Origin of the sequence: Actinotignum saccati (genome assembly GCF_051265055.1) — a bacterium.
Taxonomy (GTDB): Bacteria; Actinomycetota; Actinomycetes; order Actinomycetales; family Actinomycetaceae; genus Actinotignum.
Genome location: NZ_JBOZCC010000004.1, coordinates 147,158 through 169,556, shown reverse-complemented (window position 1 = coordinate 169,556; position 22,399 = coordinate 147,158). Strand labels below are relative to the sequence as shown.

18 protein-coding genes are annotated in these 22,399 nt (G+C 65.5%); 12 read left to right on the top strand and 6 right to left on the bottom strand.

Translation table 11 applies throughout. The features are described 5' to 3' along the window. Positions 1–155: 155 nt before the first annotated feature. From ACRQEC_RS04890 to ACRQEC_RS04880, 3 genes are read left to right on the top strand one after another with little or no spacing between them, the layout of a single operon-like run. Positions 156–1,274 carry a glycosyltransferase family 2 protein gene (locus ACRQEC_RS04890; RefSeq protein WP_284889307.1) on the top strand — a complete coding sequence of 373 codons (1,119 nt, stop codon included), beginning with the start codon at positions 156–158 and terminating at the stop codon, positions 1,272–1,274. Then, entirely contained in the window at positions 1,271–2,437 is a 1,167-nt protein-coding gene (locus ACRQEC_RS04885; RefSeq protein ID WP_284889306.1) for a glycosyltransferase family 4 protein, read from the top strand. Before ACRQEC_RS04890 ends, ACRQEC_RS04885 begins: the two co-directional genes overlap by 4 nt. Next, complete coding sequence (locus ACRQEC_RS04880) at positions 2,434–3,357, top strand: lysylphosphatidylglycerol synthase domain-containing protein (protein WP_284889305.1); 924 nt, start codon at positions 2,434–2,436, stop codon at positions 3,355–3,357. The genes ACRQEC_RS04885 and ACRQEC_RS04880 overlap by 4 nt, the downstream gene beginning before the upstream one ends. On the opposite strand, the gene ACRQEC_RS04875 is transcribed toward ACRQEC_RS04880, so the two are convergent. The 4 genes from ACRQEC_RS04875 to ACRQEC_RS04860 all read right to left on the bottom strand — a co-directional run bounded on the left by ACRQEC_RS04875 (position 3,271) and on the right by ACRQEC_RS04860 (position 8,077). Next, positions 3,271–4,905, bottom strand: a complete 1,635-nt coding sequence (locus ACRQEC_RS04875) for a glycosyltransferase family protein (protein WP_284889303.1) — start codon at positions 4,903–4,905, stop codon at positions 3,271–3,273. The genes ACRQEC_RS04880 and ACRQEC_RS04875 overlap by 87 nt on opposite strands. A 57-nt stretch (positions 4,906–4,962) precedes the next feature. Continuing rightward, complete coding sequence (locus ACRQEC_RS04870; protein ID WP_284889301.1) at positions 4,963–6,438, bottom strand: DUF2142 domain-containing protein; 1,476 nt, start codon at positions 6,436–6,438, stop codon at positions 4,963–4,965. An 86-nt stretch (positions 6,439–6,524) separates the two neighbouring features. Beyond that, entirely contained in the window at positions 6,525–7,457 is a 933-nt protein-coding gene (locus ACRQEC_RS04865; RefSeq protein WP_284889299.1) for a glycosyltransferase family 2 protein, read from the bottom strand. Between the two features lie 2 nt (positions 7,458–7,459). After that, the gene (locus tag ACRQEC_RS04860; protein ID WP_284883091.1) at positions 7,460–8,077 is read right to left on the bottom strand and encodes a dTDP-4-dehydrorhamnose 3,5-epimerase family protein; all 618 of its coding nucleotides are present in this window, start codon (positions 8,075–8,077) and stop codon (positions 7,460–7,462) included. A gap of 166 nt (positions 8,078–8,243) precedes the next feature. Between ACRQEC_RS04860 and ACRQEC_RS04855 the strand changes: the two genes are divergently transcribed. Both ACRQEC_RS04855 and rfbD read left to right on the top strand, forming a co-directional pair. Continuing rightward, positions 8,244–9,938: a DUF2142 domain-containing protein gene (locus tag ACRQEC_RS04855; protein WP_284889296.1), complete on the top strand. Its 1,695-nt coding sequence runs from the start codon at positions 8,244–8,246 to the stop codon at positions 9,936–9,938. Positions 9,939–9,976: 38 nt separating this feature from the next. Then, a complete protein-coding gene (gene rfbD, locus ACRQEC_RS04850) occupies positions 9,977–10,834 on the top strand; it encodes a dTDP-4-dehydrorhamnose reductase (protein ID WP_284889294.1) in 858 nt (285 codons plus the stop codon). A gap of 144 nt (positions 10,835–10,978) precedes the next feature. On the opposite strand, the gene rfbA is transcribed toward rfbD, so the two are convergent. Then, a complete protein-coding gene (rfbA, locus tag ACRQEC_RS04845) occupies positions 10,979–11,869 on the bottom strand; it encodes a glucose-1-phosphate thymidylyltransferase RfbA (protein WP_087070516.1) in 891 nt (296 codons plus the stop codon). A 301-nt stretch (positions 11,870–12,170) separates the two neighbouring features. Between rfbA and ACRQEC_RS04840 the strand changes: the two genes are divergently transcribed. From ACRQEC_RS04840 to ACRQEC_RS04830, 3 genes are read left to right on the top strand one after another with little or no spacing between them, the layout of a single operon-like run. Continuing rightward, positions 12,171–12,521, top strand: a complete 351-nt coding sequence (locus tag ACRQEC_RS04840) for a WhiB family transcriptional regulator (RefSeq protein ID WP_425319833.1) — start codon at positions 12,171–12,173, stop codon at positions 12,519–12,521. 36 nt (positions 12,522–12,557) lie between these two features. Next, positions 12,558–15,572 (top strand): glycosyltransferase family 2 protein, encoded by a 3,015-nt coding sequence (locus ACRQEC_RS04835; RefSeq protein WP_284889292.1) that lies wholly within the window; start codon positions 12,558–12,560, stop codon positions 15,570–15,572. Next, positions 15,572–16,951 carry a DUF5719 family protein gene (locus ACRQEC_RS04830; RefSeq protein WP_435734857.1) on the top strand — a complete coding sequence of 460 codons (1,380 nt, stop codon included), beginning with the start codon at positions 15,572–15,574 and terminating at the stop codon, positions 16,949–16,951. The genes ACRQEC_RS04835 and ACRQEC_RS04830 overlap by 1 nt, the downstream gene beginning before the upstream one ends. Here the strand turns inward: ACRQEC_RS04830 and ACRQEC_RS04825 are convergent. After that, positions 16,948–17,316 (bottom strand): metallopeptidase family protein, encoded by a 369-nt coding sequence (locus ACRQEC_RS04825; protein ID WP_081689970.1) that lies wholly within the window; start codon positions 17,314–17,316, stop codon positions 16,948–16,950. The two genes, ACRQEC_RS04830 and ACRQEC_RS04825, sit on opposite strands and share 4 nt — an antisense overlap. Before the next feature lie 105 nt (positions 17,317–17,421). On the opposite strand from ACRQEC_RS04825, the gene ACRQEC_RS04820 reads away from it, so the two are divergent. The 4 genes from ACRQEC_RS04820 (at position 17,422) to ACRQEC_RS04805 (ending at position 22,308) form a co-directional block, all read left to right on the top strand. Beyond that, positions 17,422–17,811: a DUF3499 domain-containing protein gene (locus ACRQEC_RS04820; protein WP_026428308.1), complete on the top strand. Its 390-nt coding sequence runs from the start codon at positions 17,422–17,424 to the stop codon at positions 17,809–17,811. Positions 17,812–17,981: 170 nt separating this feature from the next. Then, positions 17,982–18,665 carry an MtrAB system response regulator MtrA gene (gene mtrA, locus ACRQEC_RS04815; protein ID WP_026428307.1) on the top strand — a complete coding sequence of 228 codons (684 nt, stop codon included), beginning with the start codon at positions 17,982–17,984 and terminating at the stop codon, positions 18,663–18,665. Then, positions 18,662–20,590 (top strand): MtrAB system histidine kinase MtrB, encoded by a 1,929-nt coding sequence (gene mtrB, locus ACRQEC_RS04810; protein WP_435733281.1) that lies wholly within the window; start codon positions 18,662–18,664, stop codon positions 20,588–20,590. Before mtrA ends, mtrB begins: the two co-directional genes overlap by 4 nt. After that, the gene (locus tag ACRQEC_RS04805) at positions 20,587–22,308 is read left to right on the top strand and encodes an LpqB family beta-propeller domain-containing protein (protein WP_284889289.1); all 1,722 of its coding nucleotides are present in this window, start codon (positions 20,587–20,589) and stop codon (positions 22,306–22,308) included. The genes mtrB and ACRQEC_RS04805 overlap by 4 nt, the downstream gene beginning before the upstream one ends. Positions 22,309–22,399 lie beyond the last annotated feature (91 nt).

Here is a 22,399-nt window from a genome sequence, read left to right as displayed (position 1 = left end):
CCACGGCGCGCGAGGAACGTCGGTGCGGTGGCACGTGGGGAACGTCGGTGCGGCGCCCGCCGCACTCGCGGCATGCAGCAGCGTAGCTCCGCGTGAGAGCCCGCGGAGCTTGTTAGGCTAGGTGCTGGATCATCGCGACTGCGGCGGAGAGGGATATGAAACTATTTGTGCAGGTTCCGTGTTTGAACGAGGAAAAGACCTTGCCCCTGGTACTGGAATCCATCCCTAAGGAAATTCCGGGCATCGATAGCATCGAGATCCTCATTATTGATGACGGCTCCACCGATGCCACCGTTGAGGTCGCGAAATCATACGGGGTGAAACACTTTGTGCGCCACGCCCGCAACCAGGGCCTGGCCCGCTCCTTCCGCGACGGGGTGGAATACGCGCTCGCGAACGGCGCGGATATTGTGGTGAATACCGACGGCGATAACCAGTACCCCCAGGAAGCCATCCCGGAACTGGTAGCTCCTATCGTGGCCGGGCGTGCTGACATCGTTATTGCCGACCGTCAAACCTCAAAAATCGCGCACTTCTCCCGCTTCAAGAAGCTCATGCAGAATGTGGGGTCCCGGGTGGTCAATCGGGCGGCCGGCACCAAGCTCCCGGACGCCGCTTCCGGTTTCCGGGCCTACTCCAAGGGCGCACTCTACCGCCTCAATGTGGTCACCCAATTCTCCTACTGCATGGAGACCATTATCCAAGCCGGAAATAAGCGCCTGCGCATCGACTCCGTACCCATCACCACCAACCCAAAAACCCGCGAATCGCGCCTGTTCTCCAATATTTTCCAGCACATGTTCAAATCCGGGACCGCGATTGTGCGTTCCTACCTCATGTTCAAACCCCATGTGCCCCTGGGCTGGACAGCCGCAATCACCGGGATCCTGGGCGCGATCCCCTTCATTCGCTTCCTCATCTTCTACTTCATGGGGCAGGGCGCTGGCCATATCCAATCCCTTATTTTCGGTTCGGCCATGATCGTGGCCTCGATTATCTCCATCACCATCCTCATCATCGCCGACCTCCTCAAAACCAATCGCGTCCTCCTCGAACAGCAATTAGAGGGCATCAAAGCCCTGCGTTTCGGCCCGCCGCGCCCGCTCGCTGCTGCCGCGAGTACCGACCAAGCCCCCAATGCCCTTGAAGCTTCGGAAGCAGATCACCCCGGCGCTCTGAATACCCCGGAAATCTTGGAAAATCCGGATCATCCACATGACCCGGATTACCCACATGAACCGGCCGCCGCCGCGAACGGGGGAGCCGCCCGGTGAGAATTCTCGGCTTTGGCACCTACAACACCGCGAACCACCCCCGGGTAGGGGTGCTGCTGCGCGGGCTGGCCGAGCACGGCCACACGGTACGCGAACTCAATATTCCCCTCGATACCGGCACCGCCGGCCGGGTAGCGGCCCTCGCCAGCGCCCGCGGGGCGCTTTCCTTCGGAGCGGATATTGCCCGGCACTGGTGGCATCTGGTGCGCGCTTCCCGGCGTTTCCGCGGCCCGCACGCCCCGGACGTTATCGTGGTGGGCTACCTCGGCCACTTCGATGTGCTCCTGGCCCGCCTCCTCTTCCCGCGCACCCCCATTGTGCTCGACCACCTCATTTTCGCCTCCACCACCGCCACCGACCGCGGCCTCAACACCAGTATCAAAGACCGCCTGCTGCGCACCCTGGATAGCGCCGCCATCCGTGCCTCCACCATCACGGTCCTAGATACCCCCGCGCATCTTGCGCAGATGCCCGAAAGCCTGCGCGCTCGCGGCGTCGTCGTGCCAGTGGGCTCGCCCGAAAGTTTCTTCGCGGCCCGCAGCCCGCATCCGGTTCACACCCCGCCCCGCGTGGTGTTTTACGGCCTTTTCACCCCGCTTCAGGGCGCCGTCACGATTGCGCGCGCCCTGCGCCTCCTCGAGGAGCGCGGCGTAGACCTCGAGGTCACCCTCATCGGCACCGGTCAAGATTACGCCGAAGCGCGCGCGATTCTGGAAGGCGGAGGCACCCACGTGCGGGTAACGTGGCGGGATTGGGTCGACGCCGTCGCGCTACCGCGCGAAATCGCCGGCCATGACCTCTGCTTGGGCATCTTCGGGACTTCGGATAAGGCCCAGCGCGTGGTTCCCAATAAGGCCTACCAGGGCATGGCCGCCGGCCTGGCGCTCATCACCTCCGATACCGCCCCGCAGCGCGATATGCTCGGGGATGCCGCCCGCTATGTTCCCGCGGGGAATGCGAGTGCCCTTGCCGATATGCTGGAGAGTTTCGCCGCGGATCCCGAATCCATCGCCGCGGCCCGTACCCGAGCCAGCGAGCGCGCGGATCACGCTTTCCACCCTGCCCACGTGGTACGCCCTCTCCTCGCGGCCCTCGACCGGGTACCGGGCAGGCGGGGTACGGGCGCGGCCACCCACCACGCCAAGGAAAAGAGCCCCCGGTGAAGAAAATCCTCAGCGTCCTGCAAGCACCACCCGTGCGGGCCGGCTTTATGCTCCTCGCGGTTGTTGCCGCGATCTGGGCAATCGTGGCTAACCGGGAAGCGGTGGGGGAGGCGCTCGCGGCGCTGCCCTGGTGGGTGACCCTGGCCGGAATCGCGCTCTCCCTGCTCTACGTGGCCTGCACGATGGTTTCCTGGCGCTATCTTCTCAATGACGTGGGCCAGCCCGTGCCCGCGCGGGTGGCCCGGCGCATTTTTTATACCTCCCAGGTGGCGAAATACCTGCCCGGCGGAGTGTGGAATTTTGTGGCCGCCGCGGAAATGGGCGCGGCGCATTCCATCGCCCGGCGGCGCTCCTTCGTGGCGCTGCTTCTCTCCATGGTGGTCTCTATCGTGACCGGCCTGGTGCTGGCGGTCCTCGCACTGCTCCTGGGCCCGGCCGGCCTCATGGAAGATTACGGCTGGCTCGCCCTGGCCATTCCCGTGGGCGTGGTGGCTCTTATCCCGCCTGTCCTCAATAGGATCATTAGTCTGGGCTTGAAAATTCTGGGGCGCGGGGCGCTGGAAGCCCAGCTGAGCTGGCGGGGTACCGGCCTGGCGGCACTGTGGGCCGCGGCCGGATGGCTCCTCATGGGCGCCCAACTGTGGCTCATGCTCATCTATCAGGGCATGGCCGCTTCGCTGCCCACCTTCCTGCTCGCCACCGGAGGTTACGCACTCGGCTGGACCGTTGGCTTCCTGGTGTTCTTCGTCCCGGCCGGGGTGGGAGTGCGGGAATTGGCTCTTGCCGCAGTACTGTCTACCGCGGTTGGAAGCGGGCCGGTTGTCGTCGTCGTACTACTTTCGCGTGTTTTCACGACCCTCGCGGACGTGAGCCTCGGACTCCTCGCCGGAATCGCCGCGCGCCGTGCGGCCCGCAGCTAAGGTTTGCGGATGCAGATACTCGCGCCAGGCGCGGCGTAGCGCGCTCAGGTGCGGGCGGTAGCGGCGCACCACAAGATACGCAACCGCGCAGGAAAGTCCCGCGCACAAAAGGAGACCCAGCATGGCGCGGGGCGGCGTCGTCCATACAACCGCGAAAACAGGGGTACGCAAGCCCACATAAAAACGCCAGGCCATTCGCACCGTGAAATCAATGGTCGTCACGGCGAAAAGCAGCGCCCCGGCCAAAGAAAGCACCGGGATCAGGCGCGAGTCGCGGGCAGAATCGGTACGTTCACGCAGCTCGTGGTGCTGGAGAAGAGCCGCCGCGCAGGTCACCAAGAAGGGGAAGAAGAAGGGGAACCAGTAGCGGCCCTGCCACATGACGAGCGGGATACGATCCGCCACCGCAGTATTGAGGAGCAGGGCGCTGAAGGGCAGCACTACCACCCCGAAAATAACCGCGCGGCGGTGGTGGCGCGCCCCGGCTCGGTAGACCGCAATGAGCAGGCAGGCGAAGAAAATCACGTAACACACGGAGACCGGGCTGCTCGGCTCAACATTCCGCCAGCCCGCGGTGCCGATAGTTTCGTGAATGTAATAGGGCATGGTCCCCAGAATTTGCAGCCCCATGCGGAAAGCGCCCTTATTGGCCACCGGATCGGGTGCTTTCCCGTAGGTGGAGGCCAGGTAATTCCACCCGAACCAGGCCAGGCATCCCAGGGCACACAGCCCGAGGAAAATCCAGAATCCGGGGGTGCGCAGGTAATGCCGCACCGCCACGCGCCCAAAAATAATTGCGAAAAGTAAACAGAGCAGGATCGCCCAGTAGGGGCCTACCGGGCGCGCGCAAATGAGGGGGATGGCGGCCAGCCCCCCGCCGATCCACCGCCACAGTTCTTCGCGGGCGGGAACCCGGTTGAGGAGGGGGAGGAGGAAACCGGTGAGGGCCAGGGCCGCCCCGATTTCCATCGACTGCGGATTGGAAAAACCGCTGAGGGAATAGAAACCCGGGGCGAGCAGGCCGATGGTGAGATAGGGGAGCGCGGCGCTGCGCAACCCCGCGTACAGAGAAGAAAAGCCGAGCGCTGCCAGCCCGGCAAACAGCCCGGCGGAAAGCACCCGGATACCCCACAGCACGTATTTCCCGGAGGCCAGCAGCAGCGGCCAGTGGGTGAGGTAGTAGTAGAGCGGCGGGTAATTAACCGCGGAGGTGCCCTGGGAGATAAGTTCGTCATTCGTGGTGAAAATGCGCGAGCAGAAGGCGGTGGCAGCCGGGTCGTGGCGCCAGCAATCCGGGGCGCCGCGCCGCAGAAACGCGGGGGCTTCCACGCGAATACTTTTTTGGGGGATTTGCCCGGTGACCACCGCGTAACCGTAGATTTCGTGCTGGGTTTCATCGGGGCCGCCGTTGAGCGGGGTGAGCAAACTGAGCCCCATCGCATAGATAAAGAATCCGACGAATGCGAGGAGGAACATTTTCCCGTGCACTACCCGCCGGCGGTCCTGCGAAAAATCGATGGAACGCGCCTCAGCAGCATTGCCGCCCATGATCACCTCGATGAGTTATTGATTGACGTACATCTCATAACAAATAAGCCCCTGGAATTATATGACGGGCGCGGGCGAATCGGCACATCTGCGGGTGGAGCGCCACGTAAGCACCAGGTACGTTCCTGCCACCGCGATAGCGAGCGCGGCGCCGATAAGGGCGTGCGGTGGGGTATCGGTGAGGACCCGCCACAGCGGCGCCGTGGTGATACCAGCATAAAAACGCCAGGCCATCCGCACCGTAATATCAACGGTCGCCAGGAAAAAGAGAGTGGAGGTTGCCCGCGCCAGAGCCCTGCTTATATTGGTACGACGGCGCCCGGAGGTTGCTATAACAGCCACGCACACCCAGAAGAGCGGGAAGAGGAAGGGGAAGCCGTAGCGGCCCTGCCAGATAGGGAAGGTGGTACGGCTGAGCACTAGGGTGTTCATGAGGACGGCGCTGAGCGGCAGGGAAATAAAAGCCAGGGCGATGGAGAGGCGGTGCCGCCGCTGGCCCCAGTGCCACGCGGTGGCCACCACGGCAAAGAGGACCGCCCAGTAGAGCACCGTGACCGGCACCGAGGTAGTCACGGAGCGCCACCCGCCTGTGCCGATCGTCTCGTGCATGTAGTAGCGGAAATTCCCGAGCAGACGCAGGGTGAGGGCACTCCAACCGTCATTGGTAACTTCGGTGGGGGTGGGGCCGTAGATAGTGGAGATGCGGGTCCACGCCAGCCAGGCCAGGCAGCCGGCAGCGCACAGGGCCATGAATAGCGCGAAGGCGCGGGTGCGAATATAGGTGCGTACCCGCTCGCGCCCGAATACCCCGGCCAGGAGCAGGCACATGGCAATAGCCCAGTACGGGCCTACCGGGCGCGCCATGATGAGCAGCAGCGCCGCGCAGCCCCCCGCGATCCAGCGCCGCGCCGTTTCCCGTGGGGGCAGGGGCCGGAGGAGCGGGATGAGGCATCCGGCCATGGCGAGGGCCGCCCCGATTTCCAGACTTTGGGGATTGGAAAAACCGGCGAAAGTGAAGAACGCCGGGGTGAGCACAGTGAGGGCAATAAAGGATTCGAGGCGGTGGGGTAGACCGGCCGCGAAAGCCGATACGCCGAAAGCTGCCAGCAGGGAAAAGAGGAGCGCCGAACACAGTCGCACGGCCCAGAGCGCCGCCGCTCCGCTGAGGAAGCGCAGCGGCTGGTGGGTGAGGGCATAGTAGAGCGGCGGGTAATTGACCGCGCTTGTGCCCATTTCCCGCAGGGTGGCGTCCGAGCTGAGCGGGGGCGAACACCACGCGGTCTGGGCGCGGGTGGTACGCCAGCAATCGGGCGCACCCGAGCGCAGGTAGCGCGGGGCGAGTACCCGTTCCGATTCGAGGGGAATATTTCCCGTGACCACCTGGTAGCCGTAAATTTCATGCACGGGTTCATCCGGGGAACCGTGCAGCGGGGTGAGCAGGCTCAGGCCGGTGGTGTAGCAAAGAAAAGCGAGGAAAGAAAAAAGGAAAACCCGCGGGGACCACAGCCCGCGGGAGGGTGATGCGGGCGGCACTGGCGGGTCAGCTGGGTGAGCTGAGTTACCTGAGTCAGCTGGGCGAACTGGGCGAGCTGGGCGAGCTTGGCGGTGCGGGCGCGGTGTCATACTGCCGGGTCACCTATGCGCCCGCCGCGCCGCCGCCGCGCATCACGTAAACCTTGGCGCATAAGCTGGCGCCGCTCGGCCCCGCGGTCCAGGAGGAAGCCGTTAAAGGCCAGATATTTCGCCAGCCACCAGGCATAGCGCACCCGCCACTTCCCCGGGAACAGCGAACTGCCAATAACCCGGGCGGTATTGCGCACCAGGTAATAATTGCGGATCGGGGCGTGCACGTGCACCGGCTGCGTGCGTCCGGGAAGAAGAACGACGGCGTCACCTAGGGAATGGTAGAGCCGGGCAGCCGTTACGCACACCAGGCGCCACCCCTGGCTCCGGGCTCGCACGCCCCACTCCAGATCCACATGGTCAATAAAGAGAGCGGTGCCCATCCCACCCACGTCATCAAGTGTGTCCATCCGAATGAGGCACCCGGAGGCAATAAGGAAAGCAACGTCAAGCACCGGGCGTTCCAGCTCGGCCGCGGTGGCACGCTTGGGAGCCCACTCGCGGGCAACGTAAACCAGCTGATCCTCCCCCTCGCGTTCTTCGCTGGGGAGGGGGCCGGCCGCACCGATCTGCGGATTGCCAGCCAGCACCTCAAGCAGGCGGGCCACCATATCCGAGCCAACCAGGGAATCCTGATCCATGAGCAGCACGAAACGAGCCCCGCGAGCCCGCGCCTGCTCGATACCGATATTCGTGGCCGCCGCAATCCCGAGATTCTGGGCGAGCGAAATGAACTGGGCACCCACCGCACGAGCACTTTCCGCTACGGCTGCCCGGCGCGATTCTTCCGAACCGTTATCAATAACCACCACGTGCCCCACCTGCAAGGCCAACGCGGTAAGACGGGTTTCGCAGTTCCCGTCCGGGTTATAGGTAATGACCACCGCGGTGACCTGGTTAGCGAGGGCGGACAGTTCAGCCCGCGTCATATTTAGCTCCGCAGGGTGGCGAGGAAAGCCTGGACATCCTCATAGCGGGGGAGGAGCCCGCTGCGTTCAGCCTCATCCAGATCGGGAGCATCGGTATCCTTCGGGGAGAGCAGCAGCTCAAGCTTCTTACCCTGGCGATCAGTTTCCGGGAAGACCAAACCCACCTGCGAGCACAGCGGATTCACCCCGTGTTCTCGCCCGGGAGCATATTGCGCCGAGCACAGGTAAACCACGGTGGAATCATCTTCCAGCGCCACGAAGCAGTGGCCCAGGCCCTCGGAAATATAAATGGCCTTCCGGGTGTCATCATCGAGAAGAACAGAATCCCACTTCCCGAAGGTGGGGGAGCCCACCCGAATATCAATAACGAAATCGAGAACCGCCCCGCGCGGGCACATCACGTACTTCGCCTGGCTGGGCGGCACATCGGCGAAATGGATACCGCGGACGGTGCCGGCCTTCGATACCGAGGTATTCACCTGGCGCACATCCAAACGGTGGCCGATTGTTTCTTCAAAAACAGAGGATTTGTAGGCTTCTAAGAAAATACCGCGTTCATCGGGGAAATGCTTGGTGGTGATTTCCCATGCTCCCGCAATCGCTAATTCCCGAATCTCCATAATGTTCCCTCACTCGGCTAGTCGATGTACGGGAACTACGATACCTTCTCCGCGCCGGTGATGCGGAAGCTAGACTGGGATAACCAGCGCGCTTCCCGCGGCCCTACAGGTACCATCCGGTGAGGAGGGGATCGTCGGGCGCCCAGTGAACTCCCCGAAGGACCGTATGCGAAACAGTGATACCACCATGAGCTCACGCCGTTTCTATACGTGCGCGGGACTCCTCACGGTTCTTTTCCTCATCTGGCAGATGCTCTGGGCGCTTGCCAGCCCGCCGCTGCGCACCCCGGATGAACCTCACCACCTCAATTCCGTTATTCGACTCGAACAGACCGGGCAGTGGCCCGATCCGGGAACAAGCTGGCTCTACCGCGATATTTTTGAAGCTTCCCGGGCCAGCGGCCTGCTGGTGGAAGGAGCTCCCAGCTACTCCCTGCACTACCGCACCCGGCTGGGGCGAGATGCCTGGATCGGCGCGGATCCGGACTCCTACCGCAGCCAGAAACTCCTCCCGCACGAGCAACGCCGCTCCCCGCGTGCTGAAGGAACAGTTCCTATTTTGGATCAGATGACCCAGCACCCCCCGCTCTATTACGCCGGCGGGTCCCTGGTGTTGCGCGCCACCGGAATGACGGATGCCCCCTGGGATCGCCAGATTCTTATCCTGCGGCTCTACTCCATTGTGCTGACCTCGCCTCTGGTGCCCTGCCTTATTTTCGCGGCGCGGCGCACCGGGCTGAGCCGGCGCGGTGCGCTCCTGGCTTCCGGCACGGTATACGCCATCCCCATGCTCAGCTTTATCTCCGCTTCGGTGACTAACGACGCCCTCTTCATCGGGGCCGGGGCGCTCACCATAGCGGCGGTGAGCTCGGCCATGTTCGGTGCCGGGCGGTGGCGCACCGTGCTCGCAGCCGGGCTCGCCTTAGGGCTGGGTCTGTGGAGCAAAGGAACCTTCATCCCCATGGGACTGGTGGTTTTCCTCGCCTTCCTCACTAATCCTCGTATAGGCGGGTGGAGGCGGCGCCTGGCCCAGGGGCTGAGCGCGGGACTCATCGGTGTTCTCACCGGCGGCTACTGGTGGCTGCGTAATATCGTGCGCTACGGGGTGATTCAACCCGATGGTTTCCAGGCCCAAGCCACGGAGCCGGGCGCCGATATTGGCTTCTTCGCCGAGCGGGTGACCACCTCCTTCGTGGACTCTTTCTGGTCGGATTTCGGGTGGCTGGATATTACCTTCGCACCGCTCCTCCTCATTCTCCTCTCCCTCCTCACCGTTCTTTTCCTCGCGCGTGCCCTTGGCACCCACCCGGATAAGCGCTGGCGCCTCCTTCTCTTCACCGCGAATATTGTGCTGGTTCTGGGCATGCTCATCGTGCAGGCCTACAACCAGTACCGCGGATTGGGAATTATCGGCGGAGTGCAGGGCCGCTATCTTTTCGCCGGAGCCCTGGGCTTGCTCGTGGTTATTGCTATGGGGGCAGCCGGACACCATTGGGATCCGCCGCTCACCGCGCCCACGGGCCGGCCGCGCTACCGAGAAGAAGCCGGATGGCGCAGTTTCCTCCTGCCCGCGGTGGTGGCCGCAAGCATGCTGCTCTCCGCGTACGCGATGCTGCTGTGGTTGCGTTCGTGCTACCCGGGAGCATTTTTCGGGATGAATGTGGAGCGCTGGGCGCTCGCGGCGGGGCTGCCGGTACCTGTACTCGGCGCGGCACTGGCGCTCGGATACGCCGCGCTCCTGGCTGCCGGCCTAGTGTGCTACCGGCTCACCCGGGCGGAACTACTACCGCAGTTTCGCCCCGCCGGGCTGGCGCCCCGCCCCGCCGGCTCCTCCCACCCTGCCGCGGCTGCGGTCCAATGAGTACAATAACGCGGGTATAGACCAAGGAAAGGACACCCATGCGCTGGATGGTTACCGGAAGCCGGGGAATGCTCGGCCAGGATCTCGTTGCTCTGCTGGCACAGCGGGGGCAGAACGTGCTCGCCGTGGATAAGAGCGAGCTGGATATTACCGATCCGGCCGCGGTGGCGCACCTGGTCGATAAGGTCGACGTCGTCGTTAATGTTGCTGCGCATACGGCCGTAGATAAAGCCGAAAGTGAGGAGGCGGCAGCCTTCACCATTAACGCAACCGGCCCGCAAATCCTGGCGCGGCGCACCGCGCAGATCGGCGCGAAACTGGTGCAGGTCTCCACCGATTACGTATTTTCCGGCGACGCCGTGGATCCGTACGAAGAAAATGATGTTATGAACCCCAAGGGTGCCTACGGGCGCACCAAAGCGGCCGGGGAGTGGGCGGTACGCGCCGAAACGGAGGACTACTACATCGTGCGGACCGCGTGGCTGTACGGCGCCCAGGGCAATTGCTTCCCGAAAACCATGGCGCGCCTGGCCTCCGAACGCGATGCGCTCTCCGTGGTGACCGATGAGGTGGGGCAGCCCACCTGGACCGTGGACCTGGCCGATCTCATTTACCGCATGGTCGAGGCGAATATTCCCTCCGGGACCTACCACGGCACCTCTTCGGGGAAGACGAACTGGTGGAATTTCACTCGCGAAATCGTTGCGACGCTCGGCAAAGACCCCGCGATGGTGGGGGAGACGACGGCGGCTGCCTTCAACCGGCCCGCCCCGCGCCCGCATTTCTCGGTGCTGTCCCACGGTGCCCTGCGCCGGGCCGGTATCGAGCCCATCGGGGATTGGAAGGAACGCTGGGAGGCCGCGGCCCCGAGCGTGCTCGCCGAGTACCTCGGCTAATTATGTGAGTTAGCGCGAGAAACGAACGGGGCGGCCGACACCATGTCAGCCGCCCCGATTGTTTGGTTTGAATGGGCCCGAGCTGCGCGCCCGCCGCGTTCGCGCGCCCGACGCGCTTGCTTGAGTAGCGCTTGAGCGAGCGTCCTAGTAGCTCGCGGAAGGGATATCGTGCTGGGCTTCCAGCAGCCCGAGCAGGTAATCCCCGTACCCGGACTTGCGCAGCTTCTCACCGCGTGCTCGCAGCTCCTCATCGCTGAGGAACCCGCGCCGCCACGCCACTTCCTCCGGGCAACCCACCGAGAGACCCTGGCGGGCCTGGATGGTGCGCACAAAGCTGGTGGCATCCGCGAGAGAATCGAAAGTGCCGGTATCCAGCCACGCGGTACCGCGGTCGAGCACCTCAACCTTGAGCTTGCCCGCCTCCAGGTACTTGCGATTGACGTCCGTGATTTCGTATTCCCCGCGTGCGGAGGGTTCGAGGTTCCGGGCGATTTCGATAACGTCATTATCGTAGAAGTACAGGCCCGGCACCGCGAAATTGGACTTCGGGTGGGCGGGCTTTTCTTCAATGGAGATCGCCTTGAAATTCTCATCAAATTCGACGACGCCGTAGGCTCGCGCATCCGAAACATGGTACGCAAAGATAGCGCCACCATCCGGATTGGTATTGCGTTCCAAGCGGCGCCCCATCGTGGGGCCGTAGAAAATGTTATCGCCTAGCACCAGGCCGGCCGGTTCGTTACCGATGAAATCGGCGGCGATGGTGAAGGCGGTGGCCAGGCCGTTAGGAACTTCCTGTACCGCGAAAGAAATACTGATGCCGAACTGGCTGCCGTCCCCGAGGAGCCGGTGGAACGCCGGGGCATCTTCGGGAGTTGTAATAACCATGACATCGCGAATCCCGGCGAGCATGAGCGTGCTCAGGGGATAGTAGATCATCGGTTTGTCATACACGGGTACCAGCTGCTTGGAGGTGCCCAGCGTAACGGGATGAAGTCGAGTGCCGGAGCCTCCGGCCAGAATGATTCCACGCATAGGGTCATTTTTGCTTATTTGCAGGCTGGGCGCCACCGGCCGGGCCGGTGGCGGGGGCTGCCGGCTTGGTTTGAGCGGTGCCGGTCGCGTTCGAGGGCTGCTGGGCCGGGCGTGAATACTGCCGGCCGGTTACGCTCCTCGTGATTGTGAGCAAATCGCTCACGTGGCCTAAAGCGCACCTGGCCGCGGCAACACGCCGGACTCGAACGAAAGTTCGGGTGGGCAATATACCGCTTTCGCTTGACTTTTTGGGTATGACACGCTTGTAATTTACAAAGAGACCTTGGTTAGAGGAGGACATGTGCGGAGGATTAACCCCGGCTTGCGCGTCGCGGGGAGCGGCGGATTGACGCCGCAGGACGCCCAGGACGCCATGCTCGATATCTTCGACCTCGGTTACGATAAAGCTGATTCGGCATCGCTGCACTGGCGTGAATCCGCGCTGTGTGCCCAAACCGATCCCGATATTTTCTTCCCCGAAAAAGGCGGCTCCACCGCACCCGCCACCTCGATCTGCCACGAATGCCCGGTGCGGGAGGAATGCCTGGAATACGCCCTCCAGCATGATATTCGTCACGGTATTTGGGGTGGCATGTCGGATAATGACCGCCGGCGCCTGAGCCGGCAACGCCGCCGCGTCGGCGAGGCATAACCGTCCAACGCCCGCGCTGGCGTAGCATCAACAGCAATGCAGTTCAGAATTCGCGCTCTCGTTATTACCCGGCCGGGCTCCGCCTATCTGGAGGACACCCTCACCGCGCTGGAAGCCTCCACCCGAAAACCCGATGCCATGAGCGTGCTCACCGGAAAACTCGGGGCGGCCGTCAATGAGGCAGTTGCCGCGGATGCCCGCGATTCAGGCAATGAACCACGCGGTACCGGCGAGTCTGCCGCGGCTGAATCGACTTCCGCGGAATCCACCACTGACACCTGTGATGCCTACTGGATCCTGCACGACGATAGCGCCCCCGCCCCGGACGCCCTCGCGAACCTCGCCCGCACCCTGGAAAACGCCGCCAATATCGGCGCGGTGGGCTGCAAACAGGTGGATTGGGCAGACCCGGGCGCCCTTCTGGAAGTCGGCATCCGCGCCACCCGCAGCGCGCGGCGAGTCCCGGAAGTCGCCCTCGATGACCGCGACGGTGGGCAGCTGGACGGGCGTTCCGACGTACTCGCGGTGGGAAGCGCCGGCATGCTCGTGCGCGCCAGCGCCCTGCGCGAGGTGGGCGGTTTCGATACCTGGCTGGGGCCCTTCGGGGACGGGCTCGAACTCTCGCGGAGGTTGCGCGGAGCGGGCTGGCGCGTCGTCGTTGAACCTTCCGCCACCGTACGCCACGCGCGCGTCTCCCTCGGCAACGACGGCCGCGATTCCTTCGCGGCCCGCCGCGGCGCGCAACTCTACAACGCGGTGCTCGCCGCCCCCGCGCTGCTCGCGCCCTTCCTGTTCCTCGGGTACGTGCTGCTCGGCCCGGTGCGGGCACTGGTGCGGCTGCTCGGCAAAGAGGCACGGCTCGCGGACGGTGAAATACGCGGGGCCGCACGCCTGCTCGGGAGCCTTCCCGCGCTGATGCGGGCCCGGCGGCGGCGCCGGCGCACCGAAAAAAGCCGCGCCGGACTCGCGGCCCTCGAAGCGCGCGGGCGTGACGTGCGCGCGGCACGGCGCGAAATGACACGCAGCGAACGGGAGAAAATCCGTTTGGTGGCGCGCCCGAATCCGCTCGAAGAAGCAGAACGACGGCGCTGGCACCGTTCCACCGCACGTGCCCGGCGCACCGTCCTCCTCCTGACCGCCCTCGTGGCGGGGGTAGCGGCCTTCCCGCTGCTGCGCGGCGGGTACCTGAGCGGCGGGGCACTGCTCCCCGATGCCCTCACCGGAACCGAAGCGCTGCGTGCCAGCCTGCCCGGCTGGCTCGCGGTGGGGGACGGCAGCCCCGGGCGCATCGACGCGCTATGGACCCTGCTCTCCCCGCTCGCCCTGGCACTCCAGCCCTTCGGAGGCACCCTGGGGGATGCCGCGGTGCTCCTGCTCCTATGCGCCCCCGTGCTGGCCGGCATGACGGCTTTCTGGGCGGCCCGCACCCTCACCTTCTCCCCGCATGTGCGCGCGGTGGCCGGCCTGGTCTGGGCCGGGGCCGGACCCCTGGTGGGGGCGCTGAGCGCGGGCCACGTGGCCGGGGCGCTCGTCCATATACTTGTGCCGGTGCTGGCCGCCTCGGTGCTTTCCGTATGGCGCCTGCCCCGCACCCGCGACCGCATCGAATCCACCGCGGGCCTGGGCACCGCGGCGCTCGCAGGTATCTACCTGGCGGCGGCCGCCCCGGTCATGCTCGCCGTGCTGCTTCTCATTGCCCTGGTGGGGGCGCTGCGCTGGCGGCGCCTGCGCTGGCTGTGGGTGGCGATCCCCGCGGCCGTGGTGGTTATTCCCGGGCTCGAGGCTTCCTGGCGGCTGCTGTTCGCCACCCCGGGAGAGCCTTTCGCGGCCCGCCCGAGCACCCTCGACCTCCTCTCCTTCTTCCCGCTTTCCCAACTCGAAGCCCTTCCGTGGCTCGGGGAGGTCGCCCTCGTCTGCGCGGCCTGCCTCGTGGTGATCGCGGTACTGGCCCTGGGCCGGGCCCGCAATTGGCAGCGCATCCGCGCCGGCTGGCTGATTGCCGCGGCCGGTTTCGCCTGGGCGATTGCCTCCACTCGCGTATCCGTGGCCCAGGTGTACGACGGCGCCACCGCACTCAGCGCGCCAGCCTGGAGCGGTATCGGCTTGAGCGTGGCGCTCGGCGGGCTGTGGATCGCGCTGGTGAGCGCCGGGGACGGCCTGCGCACCGATATGAGCGGACGCTCCTTCGGGCTCTACCAGCTCTTCGGCCTGGGCTCGGTTGCGGTGCTGATCCTTAGCGCCCTGGCCGGATCGGGCCTCTACCTCAGCCGGGCCCTGACCGGCACCACCGAGCTACAACAGGAAAGCGGGAGGCCGGTGCCGGCCGCCGCCACCCTCGAAGCCTCCTCCCCGGATCGGGTGCGGGTCCTCGCCCTCTACCCGGCGGAGAACGGTATTCGCGCCGAAATCTGGCGCGGGCCGGGCCGCCAACTCACCGATAGCACCATGGCCGGGGCGCTCGCGGCCCTGGAAGGAACCTACTCCGGGGATGCGGCCGCGGCGGAGCTGGCCAGCGCCGTCGCCGATATGAACGCCGGGAACCCCCGCGCCGCGGATATCCTGGCCGAACACGCCATCTCCTACGTGGTAATCCCCGCCCAGGCACCCCGGGCCGGGGAGCTCGCCCGCGCCCTGGGCTCCACCGGGCGTTTCGATATGATCAGCGCCACTGAGCAGCAGCTTTCCTGGAGACTGACCCGTAGCGAGGCGAGCGCCGTGGATGCCGCGCGCCTCACCCTGGACGGCAGCGCGCTACCCGCCGGGCGCTACGGTGTGGACACCGAATTGCCCGCGAGTGCGGGCCGCAGCGGCGGGATTGTGCGGCTGGCCGAACGCCAGGATCCGCTGTGGGAAGCCCGTCTGGACGGCGAGCGCCTCCCCGCCTATAACGCCGGGTGGGCCCAAGCTTTTGAGATACCGGCCGGGAGCTCCGGGCGCCTGACGATTACCTATAACCGCACCGGGGACGCCCTGGTGGCCGCCGCGCGGATCCTCGCCGTGGCTGCGGCGCTCGTGGTAGCTATTCCGGTGCGTCGGAAGGTGGTGGAGTGATGGAGCAGGTTCGCGATGAAGCCGAAGTGGGGCGTGCCGGCGGGCGCGGGGCGCGCTGGCGCCACCTCACGGTGCGGGCCGGTAGCGCGCTCGCGGTGCTGGGAATCGCCGCCGCGGTAGCGGCGGCCGGCGTCGTTCTTCCCACCGGGGCGCCGCGCGCGGTAGAAGCCGAGGTGGCGAGCGCGGGAGAAGCCCCCACCCAGCTGCTGTGCGGGGGCGGATTCGAACAAACCATTTCCGCGGGTATGACCGTGGAGGGCACCCCCGGGGGGACCGCGGAAAATATTGCCACCCAGGTGCTGCTTTTCGGGACCGCGGATAAGGAAGCGCGCGCAGCGCTTCCCACCGGCACCATCCTCAGCGCCGATCCCGGCGAAGTTCTTTCCGGTGCGGTCGCCTATAGCGCCCAGGGTGGCAACGGGCGCGGCCTGGCCACGAATACCTGCGTGAGCGGGGCGGGAGACCTGTGGATCACCGCCTCGGCCACCAGCGTGGGGTACTCCAACCAGCTCCTCCTCACCAATCCGGGAGCCGCACCCATCACCGTGCGGGTGGACGGCCTAGGCGGGGCCGGGCCGCTCGGCACGGTGCGAGTGGCGGTACCCGGGCGCTCCACCGTACGCCACAACCTGGACGGCCTGCTCGCCGAAGATTCCCGCCTCGCCCTCCACCTGAGCACCCAGGCCGGCACCTTCGGAGCCACCCTGCAAAACCAGCATATTTCCGGGACCAGCGGGGCTGGGGTGGATTTTGCGACCGGTGCCCCGGCCGCCACGGAGCTGACCATTCCGGGAATCCCGGAGGGCTCCACCCTGCGCATCGCCAACCCCGGAGAAGCCACCACCTTCACGGTGCAGCTCACCGGGGAAGATGGCACCACCCGCACCCTGCCCGGTGGGGAAGACGTGGAGATCGCCGCGAATTCCGTGATGGACCTTACCCTGGCGGGTATCGACCCGGGCACCTACGCGGTGCAGGTGCGCGGGGCGCAGCCCCTCGCCGCGGGCGTGTCACTGGCCGGTGGGGGAGATTCAGCGTGGGCCAGCCCGGTTGCCCCGGCCGCCCGCACCGCGGGAAACTTCGGGCCCGGCCCGGCCCGCCTGGCACTTGCCGGGCGCGGCCACGTAGACATCACCCCGGTGGGAGCCGACGGCGTGGACCTCGACTCCGTGGACGCCCAGGTGCGCGGATACGCCACGGTGGAGCTACCGGAGGCGGCTCGCGGCTACCGCATCGAGGCGGAAAACCCGGTGAGTGCCGCGGCGCTGATCCTCGCTCCGAACGGGGAAGCCGGCGGGGCCAGCGGAATTGATTGGGTGAGCGCGGTGGCCGACCAGCGCGAAGCAATCTCCGCCCGCGTCGCGGTGCGCCAGAACTAAAATCCGCGGCGCAAAAAATCGATGTCTTCGGGGTGGCGGGAAATCGCCGCGGCGAGCTGCTCGGTAACGATATCGTGGATGACGATACGCGGGAAGGGGCTGGCCATCGCGGTGCGCATCATCGGCATCCGGTAAAACAGCAGTCGCGCCCGCACCGCGCCGCCGCGTTCGAAAGGCAGCAGGCGCGCGAGCGGCACACCGTCCTCCCACGGCGAGGGATCCGAGGCCGGAACGTCCATCACCGCGAAATCAAGATCGCGCATATCCTCACCGAAATGGGTGCGGTAGGTGGCCAGTTCGGCGGCGATAATATCGTCGAATTTATCGGCGCGGGTGCGCCAGGCCGGCAGGGTGTAGGGGATCACCGGTCCTCGAATGCCCCGTCCGTGCCGATCACGGCGGCGGGGGCGAGGCTGGGAAGGAAAAGTGTCCATACCCCAAGGTTACACGGGCGTGCTAACGTCTAAGGCGTGAGTCCGTTGAGAAAGTGTTCCCGCACCACGTGCCAGCAGCCGGCCGTTGCCACGTTGACGTACCAGTACGCGGAAGCAACCGCCGTGATCGGGCCGCTCTCACCGGTGGCCTCCCCGGGCACCTTCGACCTGTGCGAAGCCCACGCCGAATCGGTGACCGTCCCGCGCGGCTGGCAGATGATCCGCCTGCGCACCGAATTTGAACCGGCCCCGCCCTCGGATACCGACCTCATGGCGCTCGCGGACGCCATCCGCGAAACCGCCACCCGCCAGCCACCCGAACCTACCCGCGCTACCCGGCGCGTGAGCCGCCCCTCCGATGTGGCGGTGCGCCCGCGCCTGAGCGTGGTGCGCAGCGAAGAGCCGGAAACGCCGGAGGAGAAGTAGGGCGCCGAAAGACAGCTAGGGGTACGACGACGCATCTTCGGCCCCGCGCCCCGCGTTCCGCCACCGCAGGCCCCGCCGTGCGCCTTGCGCCCCGCAGCCGCCGCGCGCAACCGCGCACGCCATTCGTGCGTTTTTCTGCACGATTGGCGTGAACGTGAGAAAATGGCGCTATGACTATGCGCGTTCTTGTGGTCGATGACGATCCCGGTATCTCTGAAATGGTGGCAATCCTGCTGGAATCGGAAGGATACGCCGTGACGGTGTGTGCCACCGGCACTAACGCCCTGCCTATTTTCCGGGCGGAGACACCGGATATTGTGCTGCTGGACGTCATGCTGCCCGGAATGAGCGGGGTGGAAGTGGCCCGCCAGCTGCGCGAAGAAAGCGATGTGCCCATCATTATGATGAGCGCGCTCACCGATTCGGTGGACGTGGTGGCCGGCCTGGAAGCCGGGGCGGATGATTACGTCACCAAGCCTTTTGAGAACTCGGTGCTGCTGGCCCGCATTAAGGCGCGGCTGCGGCGTACCGAACCGGAAGCGGAAACCCTGCGGGTTGCCGATCTTGTGATCGATCCGCGCGCCCACCAGGTCACCCGCAACGGCGAGGATCTGCACCTGACACCCCTCGAATTCGAGTTGCTCACCACCCTGGCGCGCAAGCCCTACCAGGTGTTCTCCCGCGAAGAACTCCTGGAACAGGTGTGGGGCTACCGCCACGATTCCACCGATACCCGCCTCGTCAATGTGCATATCCAGCGCCTGCGCTCCAAGGTGGAAAAGGATCCGGATAATCCCGAGGTGGTTATTACGGTGCGCGGGGTGGGCTACCGGGCGGGGGCAACCCAGGAGTGAGTCAATTTTCGCGGCGCGGCTATATCCATCGCAGCCTCGGGAGCATGGGGCGTGGCGCCCTCACCTCATTTTCACAATCGTGGCGCACCTCCCTCAACGCGCGGGTGGTTTCCGCAATTGTGGCGATCGGGGTGCTCACCAGTATCGTCACCGCGGTAATTGTTGCCAACCAAACGCGTTCGCAACTCTATGAGCGCGCGGTGAGCGCCGCCACCGAACAGTTCTACGGTGCCCGCTCCCAAGCCCAATACGTTTTTGACTCCGCGAACGCCCAAACGTCCGGGGCGGTCCAAGAAATCGCCAACGCGCAGGTGCGTTCCCAATTTGAGCCGATCCGCGGGGTGGTGGGTACGGCCCTCATTCGCTCCCCTGGGCAAAATACCGGCAACTACCTGGTGGCCGATGTGGGGGCACCCACCCCGGCAACCGTTATGGATGTGCTCACCCCCGAATTGCGCGAAGCCGTGCAGGAATCCTCCATCCCGCAATGGCAGGCGGTGGCGATTGCCAAGGGGGAGGAATACACCCTCCCCGGGATTCTCATCGGCGCGACCGTGCGGCTGCCCAATGCTGGCATGTATGAGTTCTACACGCTCTATTCCCTGGAAAACGAGGAAGTGACGGTGGCGCAGGTTTCCCGGGTGCTGATGCTCGCCACCATCGCCCTGCTCACTATCGTGGCGGTGGACACCGGGGTGCTCGTGAATGTGGTCTTGAAGCCGGTGCGGGCGGCGGCGGAAAATGCCCGCCAGCTGGCCGGGGGCGCTTTTGATGTGCGCATGGACGACCGCGGGGAAGATGAACTAGCCCAGCTCGGTTCCGCCTTCAACCAGATGGCCGAATCGCTCCAGGACCAATTCACCCGCCTCGAGCGGCTTTCCCAGGTGCAGCAGAATTTCGTATCCGCGGTCTCGCACGAATTACGCACCCCGGTCACCACGATCCGGATGGCCGGCCAGCTCATTTACGATAAGCGTTCCGAACTGCCCTCCAGCCTGCGCCGCTCGGCCGAACTCCAGCATTCCCAACTCATTTCCCTGGACACCATGCTTTCCGACCTGCTGGAGATTTCCCGCTTCGATGCGGGTTCGATGGTGCTGGAAACCAGCAAAATCGACGTCGTAGAAATTGTGCGGCGCGTGATCATCTCCCAGGCGCCTCTGATCGAAGCGAACGGGGTGCCGGTCACGCTCTCCGCGCGCGGGGAAACCGTGGCGAGCGTGGACTCGCGCCGCATCGAACGCATCGTCCGCAACCTCGTGGTGAACGCGGTGGAGCATGCCGAAGGCGGGCCCGTCAAAGTGCGGGTGGTTGGTTCGGATACCGCGGTGGCGGTGGAAGTATCCGACCGCGGTATCGGCCTGAGCCCCGAGCAGGCCGCCCATGTTTTCGACCGTTTCTGGCGCGCGGATACCTCGCGGGTCCGCAAATCCGGGGGAACCGGTCTGGGCCTGACCATCGCCCGCGAGGACGCCCTGCTCCACGAAGGGCGCCTGCAAGCCACCGGTGAATTGGGGGTGGGATCCACCTTCCTCCTTACCGTGCCTCGCACCCAAAAAGCGGCTTTCACCCCGCCGCTGCCCCTGCGGGTGGCGGCCGCGGAAGACTGGCAGGACAGCGGGGATATTCCTATTGAGATCGCGCGGGCGGATACCACCGGGTCCCTGCCCGCGGTGGGTACCACCGGCACGATTCCAGCTATTCGTGCAACTGCGGTGGCGCCGGTGGACGCAAGTAGCGGGGCCGCTGCTGCGGCGTCGCCGAAAAATGCGGTACCGGGCACGGGCGTTTCCGGTACGACGACGCACACCCCGAGCGCGCCCACCGGTTCGGCGGCGCCTACCGGAACAGTGGCGCCTACCGGAACAATGGCGCCCACCGGTTCTGCGGCGCCTACTGGTTCGGCGGGGAAGGAGGACGCATGAACGCGCACGTGCTGAAGAAAGCGGGGCGGGGGCGTGCCCTCGCGGTGCTGCTCAGCGTGGTGATCTTGGCGCTGGCCGGCTGCGGGCGGCTGCCGCGCTCCGGGCCGGTCAATGAGGCGAGCGTGCCTCCCACCGAAGAAGCTGTTTTCGGTCTCACCCCGGCCGGGCCGGCCACCGGTGCCTCGCCCGAAGAAGTCATCCGCGGTTTCCTGCTGGCCGGAAGCAGCGGGGCGGGCGACGATTACGCCACCGCCCGCCAATTCCTCACCAAAGAAGCCGGCCGCACCTGGAACCCGCGCTCCCAGGTGCGGGTCTACCCGAATTCTCAAAATATTTCCCCCACCCAACGCGAGGACGGCACCTACGTTATTTCGGTGACCGCGCAGGGAACCGTGGACACCGGCGGGCGCTACACCGAGGCCTCCACGGACGCCATCCACTCCACCACCTTCAAACTGGAGCGCAACGCCAGCGGCGAATGGCGCATCGCGGAACTGGAAGACGGCATCATGATGACCGATAGCCTCTTCGCCTCCATGTACGTGCGTACCCCGCTGTATTTCATCGGCCCGGGCTCGGATACCATGGTGCCCGATCTGCGGTTCTACCCGCGGATGACCTTTATTTCTTCCACGATTGCCGGGCTGCTGGCCGGGCCTTCGCCGTGGCTTGCCGATGCGGTGCACTCGGAAATTCCCACCAGTTTGCGCATGGCCTCCAGCCCGAAACTGGACAGCGGGGTGCTGACCTTGGATGTCACCGCGGAAATCTCCACCCTGAGCCGGGAATCCCAGGCGCGCGCCGTGCAGCAAATCCAGCGTTCCTTCACCGGCCAGAGCGTGGTGCCGGTGCATTCGGTGAATATTACGGTGTCCGGCGAGCCGCTGGATACCATCGCCATCGCTGACCTGCCCACGTATCCGTACGGGGCTTATGACCTCACGGTGCTGGAAAATAACCGGCCCTACAAGGTGGAAGAGGGCAAGACCCGCCCGGTCTTCAGCAGTGGGGTGTTCGACGATATCCAGGTAGCGCGCATGGCCGGGAACTATTCCGATTCGGTGGCGTCCTACGCCCTGCTCACCGCGCAGCGCGATGCCCTGGTGCGGGTGGGAAGCGATGGTTTCCAGCCCTTCACGATGGTGCGCGGGGAACGCCTGGTGGAGCCCTCGTATGATTACTGGGGCTGGGTGTGGACCTCCGAAACCGATAATAAGGGCGTGGTGCTGGCCGCGGCCGATGACGGCCGGGTGCGCGAACTGACCGCGCCGTTCCTCAAGGGGGCGCGGATCCGCGAGGTGCGGGCTTCGCGCGAGGGCGCGCGCCTGCTCATCGTGGCGCAGGTGGGGGATACCGTGCAGATGCTCATTGCTCCCATCCAGCGCGATGCCCGCCACGAGCCGACGGCGCTCGGCGACCCCCTGGAAGTGGGGCAGCGCCTGGCGGATGTGAGTTCGGTGGCCTGGATTTCCAGTACCGATATCGCGGTGCTCGGGCGCGCCACCGCCGGCACCGACCCGCTGATTTTCGCGGTTCGAGTGGGCGGGCCCATGGAACGCCTCAACGTCACGCCCTATCCCGGTTCGGTGCGGCTGACCGCCGGGCGCGGGGAACAATCCATCGTGGTCCTCACCGACCAACAGGTGGTTGCCACTCGCGACGGCGGGGCGTGGCGCCCGGTCGCCACCGGCGTCACGGATATCGTGCTGCCGGGGTAGCTGGGTTTCTCGGGACGCTGGGTTTTCGGGTAGCTGCGCCTTTCGCGGAGGTGTCCACAAGTTCCCAAACGTCGCGCGTATCCACAGACCG

Excerpts from the sequence above, each read along its gene's own strand:
- ACRQEC_RS04890 (WP_284889307.1), top strand. The coding sequence starts at position 156 with ATGAAACTATTTGTGCAGGTTCCGTGTTTGAACGAGGAAAAGACCTTG.
- ACRQEC_RS04855 (WP_284889296.1), top strand. The coding sequence starts at position 8,244 with ATGCGAAACAGTGATACCACCATGAGCTCACGCCGTTTCTATACGTGC.
- mtrA (WP_026428307.1), top strand. The coding sequence starts at position 17,982 with ATGACTATGCGCGTTCTTGTGGTCGATGACGATCCCGGTATCTCTGAA.
- ACRQEC_RS04805 (WP_284889289.1), top strand. The coding sequence starts at position 20,587 with ATGAACGCGCACGTGCTGAAGAAAGCGGGGCGGGGGCGTGCCCTCGCG.
- rfbD (WP_284889294.1), top strand. The coding sequence starts at position 9,977 with ATGCGCTGGATGGTTACCGGAAGCCGGGGAATGCTCGGCCAGGATCTC.
- ACRQEC_RS04865 (WP_284889299.1), bottom strand. The coding sequence starts at position 7,457 with ATGACGCGGGCTGAACTGTCCGCCCTCGCTAACCAGGTCACCGCGGTG.
- ACRQEC_RS04860 (WP_284883091.1), bottom strand. The coding sequence starts at position 8,077 with ATGGAGATTCGGGAATTAGCGATTGCGGGAGCATGGGAAATCACCACC.
- ACRQEC_RS04830 (WP_435734857.1), top strand. The coding sequence starts at position 15,572 with ATGGAGCAGGTTCGCGATGAAGCCGAAGTGGGGCGTGCCGGCGGGCGC.
- ACRQEC_RS04875 (WP_284889303.1), bottom strand. The coding sequence starts at position 4,905 with ATGGGCGGCAATGCTGCTGAGGCGCGTTCCATCGATTTTTCGCAGGAC.
- ACRQEC_RS04835 (WP_284889292.1), top strand. The coding sequence starts at position 12,558 with ATGCAGTTCAGAATTCGCGCTCTCGTTATTACCCGGCCGGGCTCCGCC.
- rfbA (WP_087070516.1), bottom strand. The coding sequence starts at position 11,869 with ATGCGTGGAATCATTCTGGCCGGAGGCTCCGGCACTCGACTTCATCCC.